The 22,379-nt window shown below is 46.1% G+C and carries 21 protein-coding genes; 9 read left to right on the forward strand and 12 right to left on the reverse strand.

Going from position 1 to position 22,379, the window contains the following annotated elements; all coding sequences use genetic code 11:
- The first annotated feature begins 26 nt into the window (after window positions 1-26).
- From J7E78_RS16470 to J7E78_RS16480, 3 genes are all read left to right on the forward strand, one after another.
- Window positions 27-1,304, forward strand: coding sequence for a methyl-accepting chemotaxis protein (locus J7E78_RS16470; RefSeq protein WP_215077312.1), 1,278 nt, complete (start codon window positions 27-29; stop codon window positions 1,302-1,304).
- A 198-nt stretch (window positions 1,305-1,502) separates the two neighbouring features.
- Window positions 1,503-2,348, forward strand: coding sequence for a hypothetical protein (locus J7E78_RS16475; RefSeq protein ID WP_215077313.1), 846 nt, complete (start codon window positions 1,503-1,505; stop codon window positions 2,346-2,348).
- 191 nt (window positions 2,349-2,539) lie between these two features.
- Entirely contained in the window at window positions 2,540-3,247 is a 708-nt protein-coding gene (locus J7E78_RS16480) for a stalk domain-containing protein (protein WP_105600810.1), read from the forward strand.
- An 84-nt stretch (window positions 3,248-3,331) separates the two neighbouring features.
- Here J7E78_RS16480 and J7E78_RS16485 read toward each other — a convergent pair whose 3' ends face one another.
- The gene (locus tag J7E78_RS16485; RefSeq protein ID WP_076251315.1) at window positions 3,332-4,306 is read right to left on the reverse strand and encodes a ring-cleaving dioxygenase; all 975 of its coding nucleotides are present in this window, start codon (window positions 4,304-4,306) and stop codon (window positions 3,332-3,334) included.
- A 263-nt stretch (window positions 4,307-4,569) separates the two neighbouring features.
- Between J7E78_RS16485 and J7E78_RS16490 the strand changes: the two genes are divergently transcribed.
- The gene (locus J7E78_RS16490; RefSeq protein WP_215077314.1) at window positions 4,570-5,331 is read left to right on the forward strand and encodes a YwaF family protein; all 762 of its coding nucleotides are present in this window, start codon (window positions 4,570-4,572) and stop codon (window positions 5,329-5,331) included.
- Window positions 5,332-5,518: 187 nt separating this feature from the next.
- Here the strand turns inward: J7E78_RS16490 and J7E78_RS16495 are convergent, their stop codons facing one another.
- The 7 genes from J7E78_RS16495 to J7E78_RS16525 all read right to left on the reverse strand — a co-directional run bounded on the left by J7E78_RS16495 (window position 5,519) and on the right by J7E78_RS16525 (window position 9,633).
- The gene (locus J7E78_RS16495) at window positions 5,519-6,313 is read right to left on the reverse strand and encodes an SDR family oxidoreductase (protein WP_036612094.1); all 795 of its coding nucleotides are present in this window, start codon (window positions 6,311-6,313) and stop codon (window positions 5,519-5,521) included.
- A gap of 203 nt (window positions 6,314-6,516) precedes the next feature.
- Entirely contained in the window at window positions 6,517-6,777 is a 261-nt protein-coding gene (locus tag J7E78_RS16500) for a YqkE family protein (protein ID WP_215077315.1), read from the reverse strand.
- A 484-nt stretch (window positions 6,778-7,261) separates the two neighbouring features.
- Window positions 7,262-7,915: a peptidylprolyl isomerase gene (locus J7E78_RS16505; protein ID WP_215077316.1), complete on the reverse strand. Its 654-nt coding sequence runs from the start codon at window positions 7,913-7,915 to the stop codon at window positions 7,262-7,264.
- A 206-nt stretch (window positions 7,916-8,121) separates the two neighbouring features.
- The gene (locus J7E78_RS16510; RefSeq protein ID WP_215077317.1) at window positions 8,122-8,544 is read right to left on the reverse strand and encodes a VOC family protein; all 423 of its coding nucleotides are present in this window, start codon (window positions 8,542-8,544) and stop codon (window positions 8,122-8,124) included.
- Between the two features lie 200 nt (window positions 8,545-8,744).
- Complete coding sequence (locus tag J7E78_RS16515) at window positions 8,745-8,939, reverse strand: hypothetical protein (protein WP_215077318.1); 195 nt, start codon at window positions 8,937-8,939, stop codon at window positions 8,745-8,747.
- A 39-nt stretch (window positions 8,940-8,978) separates the two neighbouring features.
- Window positions 8,979-9,350, reverse strand: coding sequence for a hypothetical protein (locus J7E78_RS16520; protein WP_215077349.1), 372 nt, complete (start codon window positions 9,348-9,350; stop codon window positions 8,979-8,981).
- A gap of 121 nt (window positions 9,351-9,471) precedes the next feature.
- A complete protein-coding gene (locus tag J7E78_RS16525) occupies window positions 9,472-9,633 on the reverse strand; it encodes a hypothetical protein (RefSeq protein ID WP_017690239.1) in 162 nt (53 codons plus the stop codon).
- Window positions 9,634-9,778: 145 nt separating this feature from the next.
- Here J7E78_RS16525 and J7E78_RS16530 point away from each other — a divergent pair, with 145 nt between their 5' ends.
- Window positions 9,779-10,060: a hypothetical protein gene (locus tag J7E78_RS16530; protein ID WP_215077319.1), complete on the forward strand. Its 282-nt coding sequence runs from the start codon at window positions 9,779-9,781 to the stop codon at window positions 10,058-10,060.
- Window positions 10,061-10,213: 153 nt separating this feature from the next.
- Window positions 10,214-12,112 carry a sensor histidine kinase gene (locus J7E78_RS16535; RefSeq protein WP_215077320.1) on the forward strand — a complete coding sequence of 633 codons (1,899 nt, stop codon included), beginning with the start codon at window positions 10,214-10,216 and terminating at the stop codon, window positions 12,110-12,112.
- A gap of 78 nt (window positions 12,113-12,190) precedes the next feature.
- On the opposite strand, the gene J7E78_RS16540 is transcribed toward J7E78_RS16535, so the two are convergent.
- Window positions 12,191-12,436, reverse strand: coding sequence for an NHLP leader peptide family RiPP precursor (locus J7E78_RS16540; RefSeq protein ID WP_311517577.1), 246 nt, complete (start codon window positions 12,434-12,436; stop codon window positions 12,191-12,193).
- Window positions 12,437-12,487: 51 nt separating this feature from the next.
- Window positions 12,488-13,435, reverse strand: coding sequence for a hypothetical protein (locus tag J7E78_RS16545; RefSeq protein WP_215077321.1), 948 nt, complete (start codon window positions 13,433-13,435; stop codon window positions 12,488-12,490).
- A gap of 224 nt (window positions 13,436-13,659) precedes the next feature.
- Here J7E78_RS16545 and J7E78_RS16550 point away from each other — a divergent pair, with 224 nt between their 5' ends.
- Window positions 13,660-14,397, forward strand: coding sequence for a hypothetical protein (locus J7E78_RS16550; RefSeq protein WP_215077322.1), 738 nt, complete (start codon window positions 13,660-13,662; stop codon window positions 14,395-14,397).
- Between the two features lie 37 nt (window positions 14,398-14,434).
- Here the strand turns inward: J7E78_RS16550 and J7E78_RS16555 are convergent, their stop codons facing one another.
- Both J7E78_RS16555 and J7E78_RS16560 read right to left on the reverse strand, forming a co-directional pair.
- Window positions 14,435-15,688: an acyltransferase gene (locus J7E78_RS16555; protein ID WP_215077323.1), complete on the reverse strand. Its 1,254-nt coding sequence runs from the start codon at window positions 15,686-15,688 to the stop codon at window positions 14,435-14,437.
- Window positions 15,689-15,836: 148 nt separating this feature from the next.
- On the reverse strand, window positions 15,837-16,823 hold the full coding sequence (locus J7E78_RS16560; RefSeq protein WP_215077324.1) for an LCP family protein: 987 nt from the start codon (window positions 16,821-16,823) through the stop codon (window positions 15,837-15,839).
- Between the two features lie 408 nt (window positions 16,824-17,231).
- Here J7E78_RS16560 and J7E78_RS16565 point away from each other — a divergent pair, with 408 nt between their 5' ends.
- Window positions 17,232-18,971: a methyl-accepting chemotaxis protein gene (locus tag J7E78_RS16565; RefSeq protein ID WP_215077325.1), complete on the forward strand. Its 1,740-nt coding sequence runs from the start codon at window positions 17,232-17,234 to the stop codon at window positions 18,969-18,971.
- A 338-nt stretch (window positions 18,972-19,309) separates the two neighbouring features.
- Window positions 19,310-22,303 carry a glycoside hydrolase family 9 protein gene (locus J7E78_RS16570; RefSeq protein WP_251035096.1) on the forward strand — a complete coding sequence of 998 codons (2,994 nt, stop codon included), beginning with the start codon at window positions 19,310-19,312 and terminating at the stop codon, window positions 22,301-22,303.
- Window positions 22,304-22,379 lie beyond the last annotated feature (76 nt).

Genomic DNA, 22,379 nt, shown 5'->3' on the forward strand with positions numbered 1-22,379 from the left:
GGAAAAAAGGACTACGGGGTGTGCACATGAAATGGACTTTAGGAGCAAAGACTGTCGCAGGCTTGGTACTGATTTCGATTATTACCTACGGAACTAGCGGCTTTTTTATATTTTTTGTCAAAGACTGGATTACGTTAGATATTCCGAATTGGGTATACATATCGATTATCCTGATCATGGGAGTATGCTGGAACGGGATTCTGGGATGGTTTGCCTCACGCTGGCTGACTCGTCCAATCGTTCACCTGTCCCGGGCTGCACAGCAGGTTTCAGCGGGGGATCTGACAACCGAAATTCCGCAGCGACGCACGCAGGATGAACTTACCGTATTATATGATGCTTTTCGCGCAATGGTTTCTAACCTTCGAAGTATTGTAAATGATATTGCAGACAGTACAAGAACGACCTCTCAGAACGCACAGTCTCTGAGTGAAGCAATTACCCAGGCCGCCGAACAGATCGAGATGATGTCGAATGCAGTGGATCATATTGCGGTAGGCGTAGAAGAGCAGAAGGTCACTTCCCATCAATCTCTGATCACTGCGGATGAGATGCTGAACGATTTCCAGCGTATGCATAGCCAGTCCATGGACATGACAGAGATGTCCGGTCAGATGGAACGATCGGTGGATCATACAAAACAGACTTTCTCATCATTAATGAAAGGAATGGACGAGCTGGCTGAGTCGCACAATCGTTCTCGCGACATTATGCTGTTGCTGGAGAAGGAAGCCTCCGATATCGAGGTAATTACCCAGTCCGTCAAAAACATTGCTGAGGAAACAGGGTTACTTGCCCTGAATGCTTCCATTGAGGCTGCACGAGCTGGCGAAGAAGGTTCTGGTTTTGCAGTGGTGGCGCAGCAGATCCGCAAGCTGGCTGATGAGAGTAAGGAATCGGTACACCGTATTAATGAGCTGATTAGTCGTGTGCAGCAGCGAATCAGGGAGACAGCCCAACTGTCTCATGAGCAGCATGGTCTCGTGGTTGATGAATCGGAGCGGACCATCTCTGTGGATCAGACGTTGCATGAATTGACAGGCACGGTGGAAGTATTTATGAAGGGTGCGCATGATATCGGTTCCAAGATTGCAGAACAGACTGGTCGAGTGGAGCAAACGCACGGTCATGTGAAGAAGATCCAGGCGAAAGCCGGATCGTTCTCGGATGAGGCGAGACGAATTATGGATGCCGCACACGAAGAGACAGCCATCATGGAGGAGATTTCATCCTCGGCTGAAGAACTGAGACAATTAACCGATCGGTTATTGGACAAAACCAAAGCATTCCGAATGCAGCCTTAAGCTGTGTTCGGGATTTTTTTTGCTTTTGGAGAACAGTTTTGGCAAGAGAATTTGCTTATTCTGGTTAAAGCCGAACGTTCTTTCGTGAAAAAGGGAATTTGTAAAGATTATTTTATGAAAGATTAACAAATTCGCAACTTGCAGGCGATAAATGAAGATATAATAGGATTATCACAACAGATAAAGGAGCCCAGTATATTGAAAACTTGGACAGGTATCCTGCTGATGATTATTTTGGCGGTAGCTACGATTAGTACAACTTCGGCTGCCAGAACCATGAATGAATCGCAAAAACAGCTTAATATAGATGATCAATCCAGCCAGACCGCAGTGGTCGAGGCTTCCAATATAGATAAACTGCATGACACAGCGAAGGCAACACAGGAATCCATCCCCGTGAAAGAGGAATACGTTTCGGTAGCTCCAGAGAATGAGAACGTCAGATTATACCCTATGAAAGTTGAGGGTTCAGGATATATATATAACGGAATGATTTTGGAAGTGAACGGCAAAGCGCGAGAATTTAGGGATTGGCAGGGAGAAGGCGGGTCTTACAAACCTGAAGTGCACGAGCTGGATCTGAATGGAGACGGCGAGAAAGAGATCGTTGTTTTATACACGGAGGGTCATGGAACAGGCATTTATTTGGGACAAGTACGTATTATTAATCCGGTAACGCTGGAAGAGATGAAGATGCAATCTCTGGATGATATTACGAAACAGCATGTGAAGTCGAAAGTTACGGTTAGATCAGACCGCGTAGATATTGATGTCGCCGTTGATGGCGTTCAAGCAGAACCTTTACGGATCGAGGTAGATACGAGTGGCGGCGTATATAACGAAGAGTTGGGATTCGGTGGAGTAACCTATTACAGTGTAGAAGATGGCCAACTTGTCGTAACAGCAGCAGGATCTTACGGTGCGGCTTTATATGCGGGTGATCTGACATTCGCTTATGAGTATCAAGATGGCGAGTGGAAGGCCGTAGATTTGAAGTACAGCATGGAAGTGTATGAAGAAGAATATTATGAAACTTTCGATTGATATCATCCTGTTGATATCGTAGTGCAGCGGGAAGCAGGGCGAGGCTGAAAAAAAATGACACATACAGCCTCGTTTTGTGCTGCCCGGAAATAGGCACTGTGTACTAAAAACGTAGTAAACAATTGACATTATCACTTTAGTCGTTTAAATGTATAAAGGACAAATCATTTTAACATTCTGGAGGGATTTTGATGAAGAAAAAGGTTGTACTGGGTTTGATGGTAGGCACATTAACGCTTGGGATCGGAACAGGTGCACTTGCAGCAACAGGGTTGGAACAGATTAAAGCGTATTTGAATAGCAAAATTACGTTGAAACTGAATGGCGAGACCGTGACAGCGAAGGATGCTAACGGCAAGACCGTATTGCCGATCACGTATAACGGAACAACGTATTTGCCAGTTCGTGCGGTTGGAACACTGCTTGGAACTGAAATCAATTATGACGGTGCAACTTCTTCCGTCCTGATCGGTGGAACGAATGGATCTGCGCCCGTAACCAACGGAAAAGTAACGCTGAGTGCACTTGGAACATCCGTACTGGGTTCTACCGCTTGGCACACCAAAGATCCTAAGGATACCACATATAAAGGCAAGGATTACAAGGATGTTTATCTGCATAATGATCCTACGAAACAGGGGGATGATATCCAGATTAATACTGGTAAAAAGTATTCTTCTCTGCACTTGGAACTTGCCGCGCTGAAAGGAAATCAGGAGATTCATATCTATGATCAGGATCTCGCGACACTCAAAAAGTTCAATATCACTCCAGAAAGCGGTATGATGAGTCTAGATGTGGATGTTAAAGGTACAGACGCTGTCTATGTCGAGATTGTATCTGAAGATCCAGGTTCATCGCTGTTTGTGCCTCTTACCACATCTTACTTGGTTAAATAAAATAGACGTAATAAAAAAACGATTATCAACAATGATGTAGCTGGATCATGTCCATAACATACATTGTGATAATCGTTTTTATGTTTAACGAATGACGGTATCCAGCGGTTTGAGATTAGCTTCAATCTCGGCGCGGCGACCTTCAAGGAATGGAGGCAAGGCAAGTGATTCTCCCAGATGCTCCAATTCTTCGTCTGTATCAAATCCCGGACCATCGGTTGCAAGTTCGAACAGAATACCGTTTGCTTCACGGAAGTACAGGGAGCGGAAGTAGAAGCGATCTACAAAACCGGAGTTAGGGAATTGGAAGTTACGAACGCGTTCCACCCATTGTTTCAGTTCTTCTTCGTTATCCACACGGAACGCAACATGGTGTACGCTGCCACGTCCAGGACGCTCTTGGGCAAGGTCATTCCGTTCCTCAACATGTACCTCTGAGCCGCTGCCACCTTCACCGGATTCAAAAACGAGTACATCAGGTTGACCTGGAGTAAAGGCAGGGTAACTTCCTTTGGCTCTGAAACCAAGCAGTTCGGTAAGAACTGGAGCGGTAAGGGAAGCATCTTTTACCGTAAGATGGATGGGGCCAAGACCTACAATGCCATACTCAGCAGGCACAGGGCTCTGATCCCATGGTTTACCACCAGCTACACCTGTGTTGTTTTCATCCGAGACCAGAATCAGACGTTGTCCTTCAAAGTCTGTGAACGAGAGCGTGGCACGACCACCCCGTTCAACAATCTCTCCATGCGGGACTTCGAATTCGTCAAAGCGCTGCTGCCAGTAGGTAAGTGCCGCATCACTTGGAACGCGCAGTGACGTTCCGGATATGCTGTTCACCCCTTCACGAGTCTGTCCGGCCATCGGAATCTCAAAGAAGGTAAGTTCGGTACCCGGATTGCCTTTCTCATCGCCATAGAAGAGATGGTAGACGGACACGTCATCCTGGTTGACCGTTTTTTTAATCAGGCGCAGACCCATGATGTTGGTGTAGAAACGATAGTTCTGATCGGCATGTGCGGTTAGAGCGGATACGTGGTGAAGTCCTTTGATTTGCATAATATTTCCTCCTAGATGAAATGGGATAGTGTAAATGTTTAGTTGAACATTTGTTGAGTGCTGTATTTTTATCATTTCGGTTAAGAAAGTTACTAACTTTTTGTTTGTTTTGGTTCTGGATTTATCTTAACATAAAGATATTTAAATTACAATGCTTATGTAGATTCCAACTGGACAGCTCTTTCATTCAATGGCAAAATGAAAAAGTTAACATGAAAGAGAGATAATGTTGGTGAGATCCTTGCAAAGGAGAGAAGAGATGCATGGCGTACCCACCATGGCTGGACCCTTATGATGCAGAGCCGTTTATCCTGTTCTCCAGTTCACATATCGTTTCCATTAGCGTAATTACAGCATGGATTGTAATGATGTTTTTGCTTCGACACCATCTTCGATCATGGTCAGAGAGGGCACGCCGTATTCTGCGGATTGTACTGGCCTGTATCATGTTCACCTGTGAAATCGTGCTGCAACTCTGGTATGTGTACGGAGACATATGGAGCCTGCAGACGTCACTGCCACTCGAATTATGCAGTCTGTCTCTGCTGTTATCGGCGTTGTTACTACTGACACGCAGTCGACTGTTACATGCTGCACTGCTGTTTGCAGGCATTGCTGGAGCCCTTATGGCGATCCTTACTCCTAATCTGGGTTATGGTTATGCACATTTTCGCTTCATTCAATTTTTCGTCGCTCATGCCTGCATCATTCTGGCTTTACTCTACATGACCTGGGTGGAACAGCTGCGACCTAGCTGGAGATCTGTAGCAGGTTCAATGATATTTGTGAATGTGGCAGCATTAATCGTATACGTTGTAGATGTCATGCTGGAAGCGAATTACATGTTTTTGAGATACAAGCCGAGTACACCTTCGGTGCTGGATATGCTAGGTCCGTACCCCATGTACATCCTTGGGGAAGAGATCCTGGCGCTGGTTTTGTTTTCGCTGATGTATGTTCTGCTTTTTGCCATTCCAGATTGGTTGAAGCATCGTGTGAAAAAAGGTAAAAGCAATGCAGTTTAGCGGTAATCCTTGCATGCGTCCGCCCGTATTATAATTCTCAGCATTTTGCATAATTCGAATCCTACCGCTCACGGGATTTATGCGAAATGCTCTTCACTATATATAAAACATCCCGCAGTAATCTGACCGGATCAGATTGCTTGCGGGATGTTTGGGCGTTGTCCCTGAATAGGGCCAACTTATATTTTTATCCACGGAGCAGAGATTCCGCACCATCCACATAGATTCGTGTACCTGTAACATGGGAGGCTTCATCGGAAGCGAGGAACAGAACGAGGTTAGCCACTTGCTTCGACGTTCCAGGTTCGCCCTTGAGCGGATGTTCATGACCCTCAGGGAATTCAACAGGAATCTGTACTTCTTTCAGATCATCCGACGGGTAGGTGTTATCATCAATGTTGGTATCGATAGCTCCCGGGCAGACGGCGTTGACGCGAATCTTATAACGAGCCAGCTCCAGTGCAGCCATCTTGGTAAAAGCAGTTTGTCCCGCTTTGCTGGAAGCGTATGCAGAGAAACCGATCCCTGAGAAGACCCGGTTACCGTTGATGGAACTGGTAATAATGATGCTGCCGCCATGTTCTTTCAGATGGGGAATCGCATATTTGACGGTTGCGAAGGTTCCGCGCATATTGATCTCCATCGTCTGGTCCCAGTCCTCAATTTCCATCGTTTCGATTGGGGCCATCGTTCCGTTAATGCCGGCATTCGCAAATATGATATCCAGTTTACCCGCTTCAGCAGCGGCCTGATTGATCGCCTTCTGCACATTGTCCGGTTTGGAGATATCACATTCGATCACATACGCTTCTCCGCCAGCTTTTTCAATCGTCTGCTTGGTTTCCTCCGCATTTTCGGGTGTGCGATCCAGCATGTATACTTTGGCTCCATGCTCGGCGAAACGAATAGCGGTAGCCTGACCAATACCCGATCCACCTCCGGTTACAATCGCGACTTTGCCTTCCAAACGTTGTTCAGTCATCTCTGATCCCTCCATGGATTAGAATATCGTTGTATGCTCTACTTCTAACATACCCGGCTCAAGACTGGTGAATCATATGTATCTATATCAAAAAGAACAGGACCGCGATGCGGCCCTGTTCTGTGAGCAGATCATCTTCATGATGTCTGCTGTAATATTATTTGGCATGTGTGATATGAGACACCTTTAGGTCATGCCTTGATTTACTTATGTTTCTTCCAGTCCATAGCGCTGTTATTAAGCAAATATTCGAAGTCGTTATCCCGGCGCTTCTGCTCCGCTTGGCGAGCTTCTTCTGCTTGCTGACGTTCCTGCTCTTTAAGTGCTGCCTCGGCAGCCTTTGCCTCATCCGCCTGAGCTTTCAGCTTCTCCAGCACATCACTGCTTAGTAGATCCTTCAGTGTCGTGGGTTTATCCTGTGCTGCTGCTTTGGGAGCAGGGGGACGTTTTTTGGATTTTGCCATAGGAAAATCTCCTTTCCAAACATGAATCAGGTTCCATTTATGGTACAGTAGTCATAGTATATCAGGTTCCCGTAAAGCATTCCATGAATCTGCGGAACAAAAGCAGGAAAACGAGGGTTGCGTGACGAATGAAAACGGGTATAAAATCATATACTATTACCGATACTGCGACTATTCCCTGGAGAAAGGAGTCGTTGTTCGTGGAAGTAAACCGTGGTTTACTGAAAGGGCTTGCATGGGGCGTTGCCTTTAGCTGCCCGTTATGGATTGCGATTATCGGCTGGTTACGTTTGATGGGATGGATGTATTGAGGATGATGCCGGAAGAGGTCATTTTATATAAAGTCATATATGTAACCGCTATCATTAAAATCAATAAATAAAGCTCGGCCTTGCGACATTCGCACAGGACAGAGCTTTTGTTTGGTTAGAGTTCATTAACAAGTCATAACCATGGATTATGATCCATTTGGCAAGGAAGTTCATTAAGGCATTTTTACCGGCTCTGGATACTCCAGACCATGGGTATCTACCGTAACTTTTTTCATGACCTGATCGGTATCGGGTTTGTCCTTGATTTTGCTTATTTTCTGAGCTGCAATCCCATCAACAACTTCCATACCTTCGGTCACTTTACCAAAAGTAGCATATGAATTATCCAGATAATCAGCATCAGCTAACATGATGAAGAATTGGGAACCAGCTGAATCAAGATTATCCGGTTTACGTGCCATCGAAATGATTCCCCGAGTATGATTCAGGTGATTTTTGTGGCCATTGGATGTAAATTCCCCTTTGATCGTATAACCTGGGCCGCCTGAACCGTTGCCATCGGGATCACCACCTTGAATCATGAAGCCCGGAATGACCCGGTGAAAGATCAGGCCGTCATAGAACCCTTTATTCGCAAGGGAGATGAAATTATACACCGTGTTGGGCGCAATCTCCGGATAGAGTTCAATAACGATCTTTTGACCATCCTGCATCTCAATGGTAGCCACCGGGTTTGGACCTTCAGGTGCGGCCGGGACCGGCGCTTGCTCGGCACTGGTTGCAGGGCGTCCGCAACCACTAATGACGATAAGCAGCATCGCAAGAACGAGCGATACTGCGGTTGTTTTTTTCCACCGTAAAGACATGAAAACGTTCCTCCTTGCATCTCTGCATTATATATTTTCTCCAAGTCATAATTGGATATTTACCCAACTATCATACCGTTTTTGTGGACAGGATGGCAATGTAATCATGCAGTCGTCATCTCTCTTTGATACATATTCAGATAGGATGGATATAAGCCACATGTTTATAACACGTCAATCCCAGTCTGATCTTGGAAGCTTGGAGGTCACTTAACGCGCTTGGAAATGGGGTGATCCTCATTCATTTCCAGCAGGTCCCATAAATTTCCGTATAAATCTTTAAATACAGCTACTGTTCCATAAGATTGTTCTTGCGGGGCTCTAACAAATTCGATTCCCCTAGTGACCATCTCATTATAATCTCTCCAAAAGTCATCGGTGTTTAGAAACAGAAATACCCGACCACCAGTTTGGTTACCAACAAATGGCTCTTGTTCAGGTTTAGATGCTCTGGCAAGTAAGACTGTAGTACCGACAGAGCCAGGGGGAGAAACCACTACCCACCGCTTATCTTGTTCCGGTTGATATATATCTTCAACTAATGTGAAGTTCAACTTTTTTGTGTAAAATTCTATTGCTTCATCGTAATCTTTTACAACCAAAGCAATATGCACAATAGACTGAATCATATACTCATTCTCCTCCAATCCCAGTAATAACTTTTGTAATATGTATTTTTATATAATAGCGGAAGGGAACTATTTTTACTATACTGCGGATTAGTGTACAAAAGCAGCCGATGACGTGGGTCAAGTGATTCAAGCTATTAAACTTAAAGAAACCCCTTTTTAAGAGGTTTCTTTAAGTCTGGAATTTATTATCCGAGTGATCATTGATCATCCGAAGAGGGCTTGCGAGAAGCCTTCTCTTTGGGAATGGCATGCTCGACCGCATCACGTTGATCCTCATCCTCAAGTGCTTCGGGGAAGGAGTCCTCAGTGAACAGTCCGAAGTCCGGGTCAATATCTCGTTCGGTCACGAGATTATCCGGTTCATTCACATGTTTTTGGCGATCTTCCTTCATCGTGTATGCACCTCCTCATTCAGGATGTCATAACAGCTGTTAATGTCGTGGGGGAATGTCATTCTCCGGTTTGGCATCCGCACCAGCACCATTAAGCAGATCGGTACCATGCAGCGCATCCGGATCGGGTGCAGCAGGATCAACCGGACTGTTCGGTTGCAGAAGATCTGCATCCGGTACAGATTCCAGCGGTGTCTCAGCCAAACGTGAATCCAATACCGGCTCGTCCACAGCGGTTGCGGCTACGGGTGCCAGATCCGTATTTTCCGTTACAATCCGTCTGCCGGAAACTTCATCAAAGGTATCCATATCGCCTTCCGGGACTTCCGTCTCTGGCGGAATATCGCGGGACCTCTGATAACGGTCATAATAGCGGTCGCTCTCTTCGTTACTAATTGATTTGTCAGACATGAGTAACACTTCCTTTCATTGTCGGTTGTCCAAAGCTTCTTACCCCGTAGTTACCCAAAGCACTAGTGTTGTAATCTTGCACAGGTTATTATCTCCGGGTGTTCGCTACGATATGAATGCCTTAGAATTTGGGGAATACATATTTAACCAAGAAGTATAAGAATCCGAAAAAGATAATGATATATGCTGCATATTTAATAAATGTGGAAGCAACCATACTTGAATCCGATTTATGCTGAACATCCTTATGTTCCACCTCAACCGTACGATGTGGCTCATTCATTGTAATCATCTCCTTAGCGTGTTTGTTTGCTTTGAGAAACTATTACACCCGGAGCAAAGGATTGAATCGCAGCCATCGTTTTTACAGCTTTTCCTGTTTTGCCTATGTTATGATGAAGCATGAATATGTAAGGGAGGGATTTCATGTGGACTGGTTCACACTGGGCAATATGATCACACGCATCCGTATCGGGCAAAAGGCGTCCACACCCGGGTTCTCCCGTACCGTCATCCGTCGTCCGGATGGTTTGTTTTGGGTAGGCGGTATATGGTCCGGGCAAGTTGTCCAGTTGCGGGATTTCCTTTTTTCCGACATATGGACCATCTATGATGATGAGGAGACAGATCAGTGGCTTGAATTTCGCAGTCAAGTTGAACAGAAAGAACGGGAAATGATAGTGAACCAGTTCGAAGAATTGCGTGATTAATCGGATAACTTTAACAATAAACTGGAAATAAGACTATAAATCGACTTAAATGTGAAATTTCATTTTATCTCAAGAAGGTGACGTGACAAACGGTGGCGAATGATAAATGAGAGAATCTAAGATAGGGAAAATTAGAACTTTGAGGTGCTGTGAATGAAAAATGTGCCCAAAGCTATCGTCATCTTATGGATGAGTGTATTGATTATTCTAGGCATGCCACATGGGATAGTCTTTGCAACTACAGGAGTGGTTCAGCAACCTGTATCCATTACAGGATGGGAAGTACAATGGGGGAACGTTGACGATCAAGGATTCATCAGTGAGGTTAAGGGAGCAGACGAGATATGGGAAAAGCAGGGCAGCGATAAGTTCGAGTATAGCAATACGGATCGATCGAATTCCTTATGGACGCGCCTGACCATCCCTGAATTGAGTGAGGAAAGTTTAGCCATTCGATTTGAGAACATTAAAGGCAATCATATTGTTATCTATTTGGAAGACCGCAAGGTCTACGAGAACTACCATTACAATTATGATAATAATGCTGTGTTGCTGCCCTTATCCAGCGAAAATTCTGGTGACACGCTCTATGTATGGTCGCAAAATGAGAAAGGCCGTTTGGGGATACAAGGTACTGTTCAGGTTGGACCTTATGCCGCGTTACAGGAGAAATATATTCATAACGGACTTATTGATGTAATTTTGGGCGCGACCTTTGTTTTCACAGCGATTACGATGCTGAGTTGTACGTTCTTCCTTGGTAAATTCCATAAGGGATTATGGATCTCGCTATGCATCGTGATGGGTTCCATCGGCACGATGATCATCACGTACTCGAAATTTTTGTATACGTTCTATCAGGTATATGGTGACCTGTATTCCGTAGTCTTTGATCTGGCGATGCTGCTGGGTATGCCAGCGCTATGTTATTTTTTTGAACAGATTATCGGAACAGGACTGCATGGAATCTTCACCAAACTGCGAAAAATAATATTCATATATTCAGTTATCGCTGTGTTCTCTCTATTTATCTATGTTACTTCAGGTGGGCAATGGGAGATCCTCTACAATCTGCTCGTACAGCGTGTGGTTGGCATTGTGCTGGTCATTCTGCTGACAATCCTGTTGGTTGGTACCATTGCTAAAGCGCTGCAACGAAATCGGGAAGCTATGCTGCTTGCGACAGGATTCGGTACATTTGCCTTGATCAGTGTGGCTGAACTGTTGTGGTATTATCAGCGGAGTGGGACATATCATCTGTTATGGTGGAAATGGTCCATGGTTGCATTTGTGATCTCGTTGATTGCCATTCTCGGAAGTCGTTTTGCCGAAAAACACACCAAAGTTCTAGAGTATTCCAAGGAACTGGAGCTGTTCAACAATGAGTTGCAGCGATCCGAAAAGATGGAGATTATTAGCGAATTGGCTGCTTCCGTTGCCCATGAAGTACGTAATCCACTTCAGGTGACAAGAGGGTTCCTGCAACTTATGACGGAACAGGAAGACAACAAAAACAAGGGGTATGTGCGAATTGCACTGGAAGAACTTGATCGGGCTTCGGGCATCATAACGGACTTTCTTACCTTTGCCAAACCTGAGTTTGACCATATTATCGCGCTCAATATCTCGGATGAGTTCAATCATATTGAAGGCATTCTTGTACCGATGGCTAATCTGGAAGGTGGTAAAATCACCACTGACATTCCGCCAGATCTATATATTCGGGGCAATTCCTCGAAGTTCAAGCAGGCTTTTATCAATATTATCAAGAACAGTATTGAAGCTCTGCAGGGACAAGGCCAGATTGATATCTGGGCGTACAAGCAGGATGGAATGATTAAGGTGCATGTCAGGGATAACGGAGAAGGAATGGATGAGGAAGCACTCTCCCGGTTGGGCGAGCCTTATTTCTCCAATAAAATCAAAGGCACGGGCCTCGGCATGATGGTGACATTCCGAATTGTTGAAGCGATGCAGGGACAGATCAGCTTTACAAGCACCAAAGGGGTAGGAACAGAAGCGGTTGTATCTTTTGCCGAGTTCGTCGATTGACGAACTCACAGAAGGATACAGCGGCTTTTTTTGTTCCTACCTCTGATTTTCTTACTTTACCAATTTAACTCATCCGAATTAACTTCGCCAAGGTCCGCAATTCACATCATAATTTACTTTGGAAGGATTGGGAGGTATGACAAGCACATAGTCATTCTGCTGCTCCTCAACGGTACGTACCTTAATGTGCTCCGGGATTATGATACCGAAAGCTTCACGAAGCGCCTGCTTTGGATTGGAGTGCAATTGTTGTCTGAAGTGCTCGTCAGTCCAAGCCTTTTCAATAATATCCTCATGCAACGTTTTCTCTGATACCATCATCATCAACATTCCCTTCATATTTAAAATTAAACTGAATCAGCTTAGTCCTTGTGCTCAGAATCCCAACTGTTGCTCGCTAATCCAGTGATGAAACCCGCCTTGGAGGAGCCGTTTCTTCCGTTGTGTAATGTCCTGAACAGCTTGTACTAAAGTGCTGCATAAATAAGAATTAAACACCTCAAGATGCGATATTCCTAAGTTAGACGATGTTAGTGTACGATTATAGTGATAAGCAATGTCTACGTAAGAGTTCATGAGTTGTGTATTGTATACATTATCATGTATACGTTCGCTTAAAGGATGAACTGGATAGTTGTGATTCAGTGCTGCGGATACGTGGGAGAGGTAGCTGTTGTAGTTTCCATGCACAGCATCTTGTTGCGTGTCTGTGAAGTCATCGGTCATCTGGAGTGTCATGAGCGTGATATTGATGGCAGAACACACCGGGATGATCCGGTCGGACTGATTCAGCAGAAGGAGTGCTCCAGTAGCTCCAATGAGCAGAGGGGCAGCCTTTTGCGCAATCAACAAGGGATTCTGTTGGAAATAATCAATGGAATGCTCACCCGTAACACTTACGGCCCAATCCACGACATATTGTCTGAAATAGACCCAGAACGTGGAAGAAGGATCGAATAATACCGAGTAAGATTGAAGTGCATCCATGTAGTATAGATTACCCAGGGATAACTTCAATGTGGCATTCTCCGGTTGTTCATCCATCACGTCGTCCTGATTCAGAAAATATAACATGTGAATGAGACAGGCTGTACTTAATTGGTGTGCTTTCTCTGGGGGTAGTTTATCTGAGTGTTGCATCCAGAGTGGAATGATATACCCGATATAACTGTGCCCCGGATCTCGTAACAGGGGATTGACCGAATGAAGTTGCTCCAATGCATGTCCTGACATGGGCTCGGGATATTCTCGTACGAGTTGTTCCGCTGAAGCAAACACGACCTCCAGATCGGAGCTAAACGGATCTAACCAATCTCTCCGCATCGTTACATCTCGTCCTTCCTGCGATAAGGTGATTCAGGACTGTTCAACTGATATAGATCATGAAGTTACATTCAGTATAGCGGAAATAAACTGAAAAAAATAGGATTTTTTGTGATCAATTGTGAGAAAAATGATGACTTTTTGTATTTTATGGCATAAAAAAGTGGATTTTAGGCTCAAACTAGGAAGGCACAGGATTTCGACATCGGAAAGGCGGCAGAAAAATGAATTTGAAATGGAAGACATGGATGGCAGCCGGATTGGCAGCCGTAGTCATAACAGCAGCAACAGGACATGTGGCATTCGCTGATTCAACGGTTCGGGCTGAGGAACATGACGATGCGTCAAAAGCTTCTTCCTCCGGCAAATCAGCGAAGCCATGCATGCAGGCAGGACACGGTCTGTTCATGATTGGTGAAACAGCAGATTTGCTTGGGATTGGACTTCGGGATCTGAAAGAACAGATGGAACTTGGCAAGACGTTGTCCCAGATTGCCAAAGAGCGTAAGGGACTAAGTGAGGAGCAGTTATTGCAGAAGTTGAAGCCTACACTTGCGCAGCGTCTGGATCAAGCTGTAGAAGAAGGCTGTCTCACTAAGGAACAAGCTGCGGCCACGAAGGCGGACATGGATACCAAGTTGAAAAAGGTCATTAATACCCCGCTGCGTGACTTGCGGCGTGAATTTGCCCACCATGGCAAACGTTCCATGGTAGATAAGGGGGAAATTGCCCGGTTTATTGGAGTCACCCCGGCTCAACTGCACGAGCAGCTTCAGGGAGGGAAATCCCTGGCTGAGATTGCTCAGGCAAAAGGCATTAGCGAAACGCAGCTGGTGGACAAGCTGAAGGAACAATTAACGGGTGATCTGAAGAGATTTGTGAATCAGAAGGGCAACGTGCATCCAGCCCCGGGTCCCCAGGAACCTGTTCCTGGACGATCCACTTCGAGCGAAGTAAAATAAAGAAGAGCGTCTCCGTGAGGGGACGCTCTTCTTTATTTTACAATGGCTCACTCGTTCCCGGACTGCGAGTGTGGCCGGGTGACGGAGTTCGCTCAGGTGAATTTCTTTTGTCCACAGCAGCTGATGGAGGGGAGGTTGCACGTGGTTTGCGCATTAACCCTACGGTGAAGCGGGAGCCAGGAAGCTTGGATAATGCCCAACTGATTGCAAGAGCACTACCAACAGTTACAAAGAACGATAGCAACGTTACAGGCAGATGCCATCCACTGAGTTGAAGCGGTCTGGTTACGTAAGCGATCGCGTAGATCACCAGTGCATGAACCAGATATCCACCAAATGAATAGCGGCCAATCCAGGATAATAGGCGCTGAAACCATATGTTTTTGCTCCGCATCAGTACAAGGAAACCATACATCATAAACATCTGAGCCATAATGATCAGGAATGTGGTTGGTTTCAGATAGGTGGAGATATTCAGATTCACAACATCCCCGGACCCACGCAGCACATCGTAACCAAGCCATATATACATCCCTACAAACAGACAGATCGTCCATGGCAGTACCTTCGTGGTCCAACTCCTCCAATTGTCCACTGACCAGGCACATACAGCACCCAGTAAAAAGTAGAACCAGTACATCACCCATGAATAGGAGCGATATTGCAGCAACGTTGACCAAGGCTCAGACATGGATTCTGTCCAGCCCCCCATATTATAGTAGGACCATTTCATAAGCAGGGCATATAGTGCTGCTGCAAAGAGAATTAGCCCGGTAATGACTTGCATGGGCGTGAAACGTGAGGCGTTCTGGATACGTCTCTGAATGGCTTTCGCTCCCGCCAAAAACAGGGGGAACAGAATATAGAACTGAAACACCATAATGACAAACCAGAGATGATATCCTGTCTGCGGGACAAACAGTTCACGAATCAGATTGCGAAAATCCGGTATGCCTGCAAGCCAGAACGCGGGGGTGAAGATACGGACAGAAAGCCAATAGATCAGTGTCCATACGACAAACGGCATATAGATATCGCCAAATCGCTTTCGAATAAAGCGAGGATAGTCCGGTTTGGTGTTCCGGTGATGGTAAAACAGCATTACACCCGATAGAAATACAAATGTTGGCGTACCAAATCGGGTCAGATGATAAATCATGGTCAGCATAATGGAATCTGGTTTTTCAATATCGGCGCGATAGATATACTCAGCGATATTATGCTGCATGACAATCGCCAGAAAGGCAATGCCCCGCAGCTGGGTCCATTCCGCTATTCGCGGTTTTTTCACATTGTAATCCTCCCTCCAGGAACCGGAGTTCATCATATAAGGGTACCCGTTAAACATTAAGACTGCATTAAATGGAGGAAACAGGTACTAAAAAAGACGGCTTGGGCCGTCTTCTCTGTTGATATATCTCATACTTGATTTAGTTCCGTTATTCTGATGATGGGGTCTCTGAGGACGCGGCATCTTCTTCAAACAGTTTCTGAATGTAGGACTGGAGTTTGATTACATCGACACCCAGCACCTGAGCTGAGCCGACCAGTTCATTGGTGAGCAGCTTGTTCGGTGGAATCTGCTGCTGATCTATATCATTAACATGGATATCGAAGCCAAGTGATGCGAGTTTTAACATCTGGGTTGGACTAAGGTCTGTCTCAATATAGGGAGCGATCGCTTCTAGGATATCCGGGATTTTGAAGAGCGACGTGGTGCTCTGCATTTTCTTGGCTAACTCGGTCATGAAGATCCGCTGCCGTTCGGTACGAGTGAAATCCGAGGTGGCATCATGCCGGAACCGAACATATTGAAGGGCGGTCTTGCCGTCCATATGCTGCAATCCTTTTTTTAAGTCAATGTCGTACATATGTTTATCTGCTTTACTGGTGTAATACATGTCTTTCTCCACATCGATCTCAATACCGCCTACAGCATCAACGAGTGCCATGAAACCTGTAAAGTCTGTGTAGACATAATGCTGAATGGGAATACCGAGCAGATCACTTACGGTTTGTTTGGTCAGCTCCGCACCCCCGTAGGAAAATGCAGCATTAAGTCTGCTTTTGCCATGCCCCGGAATGGCTACATAGGTGTCTCGCAGTACGGAGAATAGATGGGCTTTTTTGGTGACTGGATCAATGGAAGCGACCATGACCGAATCTGAGCGTCCTGCATCATCACCTCTAGAGTCTCCACCAAGGAGCAGAATGTTCACCCGTTCCTGGCCTTCCCATCTGGGAATCGTTGTCGTTGGGGTGTCTGAATCGTTATCTGTGCCTGAAGAGGACGAGTTGGATGAAGTCCCGGAAGCGGTTGAGATGCTATTGGCAAAATGAACAATCGAATATCCGTAATATACAACGACACCTGTAATCGCAAGTGCCAGGGTCAGGGCTGTACCCCATAACCATTTTTTAAGCATAATCTTCACCTTTCTATGATTGAACTGATATGTAACCCAAACTAGTTTAACAAAAAGAAAGCAAAATGTCCTCTTTGATTTCGTAAATTCGGTCAATGTGAGGATTGTTTGACAAATAGTTAGGTGTATATTTGTTGTGTAAAAAATATACCAAGTCGATTCCCGACTTCTTCATTAACATACACCGAAGTGTTTTTCGTTAGCGATTGAAAGAAATGTGTGGCGAAGTTGCCGTAGTTTCGTTTAACTCAAGAAGTCTCTAATCTCTGGTTCTTCCAAAGATGGGAGATTCTTTTGCGTAATGTTCGAAGTTACATGAAATTTATAGAAATTGAATTCTAACATCTACAATTCATGACTACAGGTGACGATATACTATAAATATGTATTATTTGAGGAGTTGGACACATGGAAGGCACGCGGGGAAACATGTTGGGGAAATTGAAGTTAACGATTCGAGGCAAGTTACTGACCGGTTTTCTGGCAGTCGTGATTCTGATGATTTTTGTAAGTGCCTATTCGTTAGTCCAGATTCATAGTATGTCTGGCAAGGCGAGTGAAGTGGATCAGACCTGGATGCCGAGTGTAAGCCTGCTGGGTAAGATGAATGGTGATATCTCCGATGTAGAGCGATTGGCGCTTGCAATCATCGTGGAACAGAACGAAGATGAAACAACAAAGATGAATGAAGCGTTGCAACTACTCCTCACAAAGATGGAGGATGAGCGCAAGCAGTTGCAAACGTACATTGCAGGCAATGAAGCAGCGCTTAAGCTTTATAATGAGGATTTCAGTACAAACTATGATGCCTATCTGACTAAAATGCCTGCATTCATCAAATTGGGGCTGGACAATGATTATGATGGAGCAAGCAGACTTCATACTGAGGCTTATCCGATGTGGTATATGGCAAACGACGCACTTGTTAAGTTAATTGACTTGGGTAATGAAGGTTCGGAAGCGGCTACGAATGATTCTGTTGTATTGGCGGAGAATACATTTAATGTGATTTTGGCAGTGACGATATTTGCCTTCCTGGTTGCGATATTCATTGCATTCTTCATTGCAAGTATCATCTCGCGTCCAATCAAAAAGATGAATGAAGCAGCCTTGGCCATTGCCAACGGCGATCTGACGGGTGAGACGATTGTACTTAAGAACAAGGATGAATTGGGAACACTGGCAACTTCCTTCAATACCATGAGTGGTAATTTGCGCTCGATGATTGAATCGGTATCAGTAACCTCTGAGCAGGTAGCGGCTTCATCCGAGGAGCTTCTTGCAAGTGCGGAGCAGAATACTCAAGCCTCGGAACAGATTTCCGAAACGGTTGAGGAATTGGCTGTAGGTACGTCTGATCAAGTTGATATTGTGAAGCGCTCTTCACAGGCGATGAATGAGATGGCTCTCGGATCAGAGCAGATTGCTGAGCTTGCTCAGAGTGTATCCGTATCTGCTGTAGATGCGGCGAATCAATCTTCCGAAGGAAATATGATTATTCAGCAAGCGGTTGAACAGATGGGTTCTGTTCGAAATTCCATTGCTTCGCTTACTGAATTGGTTACAGGGCTGGGGGAACGTTCAGCAGAGATTGGAACCATTACCGAGGTAATCAACAACATTGCCCGGCAGACCAATCTGCTTGCACTGAATGCAGCTATTGAAGCCGCACGGGCAGGAGAGCATGGACGTGGTTTCGCCGTAGTTGCGGGAGAAGTGCGTAAGTTGGCTGAGGAATCGTCCACATCTGCGCAAAGAATTACGGATCTCGTTCAATTGATTCAGAAAGATACAGATCATGCTGTTCAGGCAGTCAAAGTGAACAGCAGTGAGACAGAAGCAGGAATCGAGATGGTTACTGCTGCAGGACAAGCGTTCGAGCAGATCTCGGATGCGGTCAACAAAGTGGCGGGTGAAATCCAGGAAGTATCTGCAGGTTCAGAAGAAATGTCGGCGAGTACAACTGAGGTTGTAGGATATGTAAGTCAAATCTCCAACATTGCTGGAGAGGCAGCGGGCGGGGTTCATAATGTATCTGCCGCAACTCAGCAGCAGTTGGCTTCGATGGAAGAGATTGCATCATCCGCAGGTTCATTATCCAAAATGGCCGAAGAACTGCAGGAGCAAATTAACAAGTTCAAAGTGTAACCAATGAGATGTTCTGATACCTAAGGTGTACAGAAACATACAGACGAGATGGTCAGAATGCCATTTGATCTGTGGTTTTGAAAGCAAGGGCGAGAAGTTGTTTCTCTAACGCGCATATGCGTCAGAGAAGCAGCTTTTTTTGTCGCTTGACGCAGAGGAGGTCACAACAATGTTATTTTAGAAGTCACCAATGCTTATATAGCAAGTTAAACAAACGACTATAATGGTAATTAATGGTGGAAATTGCACTGAAATACACCATGGGGAGGAGCGATATAAACTCGCAGTCCAGAGTAATGCATACGGAACATTCATGAAGAGGAGATGAATAGTTGAACATGAAGGGGAGCTGGTGGAAACGAGTCGCCATGATTGCGTTATCGGCAGGACTACTGGCAGGGAGTTTATCGATGGGCACAGGAATTCGTAAGGCGGATGCGGCCGCCGGAAATCAGAACTATGCTGAAGCACTGCAAAAGGCCATTTACTTCTATGAAGCCCAGCGTTCGGGCCCATTGCCAGCGAGTAATCGGGTCGAATGGCGTGGTAATTCGGGTATGCAGGATGGGGCTGATGTAGGCGTTGATCTGACCGGAGGGTGGTATGATGCCGGAGATCATGTGAAGTTTGGTTTTCCGATGGCTGCTTCCGCTACGATGCTCGCCTGGTCTGTCGTGGAATACAGCGACGGATATGAACAGGCCGGACAACTGGAGGAGATCAAGGATAATATCCGATGGGCGACCGACTATTTTATGAAAGCGCATACGAAACCAAATGAATTATGGGGACAAGTCGGAGCCGGCAATACCGACCATGCCTGGTGGGGACCCGCAGAAGTCATGCAGATGAACCGTCCGTCGTTCAAGATTGATGCTTCATGCCCGGGCAGCGATCTGGCGGCAGAAACGGCTGCAGCGCTGGCAGCGTCATCGATTGTATTTGCAGATGATGATCCTGTGTATTCAACGAAGTTGCTTCAACATGCGAAGGAACTGTATCACTTTGCAGATACGTATCGTGGGGAATACACCGATTGTATCACTGATGCCGCAGCATTCTATAACTCGTGGACAGGATACGAAGACGAGCTGGCATGGGGCGGAGCATGGCTGTATTTAGCCACTAATGACAGCGCTTACTTGTCCAAAGCCATTGCAGCTACGGACCGGTGGTCTTCTAGCGGTGGCTCAGCCAATTGGCCGTATACCTGGACACAAGGTTGGGACAGTAAACATTATGGTGCCCAGATCCTGCTTGCCCGGATTACGTCCAGTTTGAACATGCCGGAGGCGACGAGATTTATTCAGTCGACAGAACGTAATCTGGATTATTGGACGGTTGGAGTCAATGGGACACGAGTCAAGTATACCCCAGGAGGTCTGGCATGGCTGGATCAGTGGGGATCGCTCCGATATGCAGCGAATGCATCCTTTATTTCTTTTGTATACTCCGACTGGGTCAGTGATCCTGTGAAAAAATCAAGATATCAGGATTTCGCTGTCTCGCAAATGAACTATATTCTGGGCGATAATCCACGTCAGAGCAGTTATGTGGTCGGATATGGACAAAATGCACCTCAACATCCGCATCATCGGACCGCTCACGGTTCATGGGTGAACAACGAAAATATCCCGGCAAACCACCGCCATATTCTGTATGGTGCGATGGTTGGTGGCCCGGATGCATCAGATGGGTATACCGATGATATTGGGGATTACGTGAGTAATGAGGTCGCAACCGATTACAATGCTGGTTTTACCGGCGCACTGGCCAAAATGAATTTGCTGTTTGGTCAGAATCATCAACCCCTTGCAAACTTCCCTGCACCTGAGGTGAAGGGGGATGAGTTCTTTGTAGAGGCTTCTGTTAAATCATCCGGTGCCAATTATACGGAAATCCGGGCACAGCTTAATAATCGATCCGCTTGGCCTGCCCGAATGGGAGATCAACTGTCCTTTAAGTATTTCCTTGATCTGAGCGAGGTGTATGCTGCTGGACGTACCGTATCGGACGTGCAAGTGACAACGTCCTTTACGGAGGGGGCGACGGTATCCCAACCAGTTGTGGTGAATGCAGCCCAGCATATCTATGCCATTACGGCGAACTTCGGTAATACAAAGATCTATCCGGGCGGGGAAGGAAATTATCGTAAAGAAGTACAGTTCCGCATTACAGGTCCACAGGGTGCATGGAATGCAAGTAATGATCATTCGTTCCAGACGCTGACCACAGGCACTCCTGTGAAGAGCATATACCTTCCAGTCTATGATGCAGGGATGAAGGTGTATGGACAGGAGCCTGGTGCTACACCGGTCACGGTTCCAGGCGCACCCGCTGGCGTGCAGGCTGTTGCGGGAAGCAGTCAGGTTAACCTGACCTGGGCAGCTGGTTCCGGGGCCGAATCGTATACGGTGAAGCGTTCCGAGGTGAGTGGAGGGCCATATACAACTGTTGCGACGGGTGTGAATGGATTGACCTATACAAACACGGGACTGACCAATGGGAAGACTTATTATTATGTAGTGACTGCCGTGAATTCAGCTGGGGAATCATTGAGTTCTGTAGAGGTGTCGGCTACACCGCAAGCAGCTTCGACGGTCCCCGGAGCACTGACTTTAAGCGGGACAGCTGGCAATGCACAGTCGGTCCTGACTTGGACAGCAGCCTCGGGCGCTACTAGCTATAAGGTACAACGTTCGGTGGCAGGCGGAACATATGCGGATGTGGCAACCGGATTGTCCGTGTTGACTTACACGGACACGACTGCGCTGAATGGCACCACGTACAATTACCGGATTGCAGCCGTGAATGCGAACGGACAGACGCTGTCCAATGTCCTGGCACTGACGCCTTCTGCACCTCCGGTGACGACGGGGACGCTCGAAGTGCAGTACCGTAGCGGAGGGTCCGGCAATTCGAGTAATGCGGTGACCCCGCAGTTCAATGTGAAAAATACCGGAACACAGGCGATTGATCTCAGTGCCGTGAAGATCCGATACTATTTTACCAAGGATGGTACCGATGATATGACGTTCTGGTGTGATTATGCTCAGATGGGTACGGCCAATGTTGAAGGAACATTTGTCGCGGTGAATCCGGCGAAGGGTACAGCTGACACGTATTTGGAGATCAGCTTCAAGTCCGGAGCAGGCAGTTTGGCCGCTGGAGCAGAGACCGGCGTAATCCAGGCACGCTTTTCCAAAAATAATTGGAGTAATTTCGATCAAAGTAATGACTATTCCTATGACGCATCCAAGACAGCTCTTACCGCTTGGAACAAGGTAACCGGGTATCAGGGAAACACCAAAGTATGGGGGTTGGAGCCGTAACTGACTGAATGTCAGAAGCCGAAAGATCAACATGTACAGACCAACACGCACTTATATACAATTTCCACTATTCCAG

It is taken from the genome of Paenibacillus polymyxa, assembly GCF_018614975.1.
In the GTDB taxonomy this organism is placed as follows: Bacteria; Bacillota; Bacilli; order Paenibacillales; family Paenibacillaceae; genus Paenibacillus; species Paenibacillus polymyxa_E.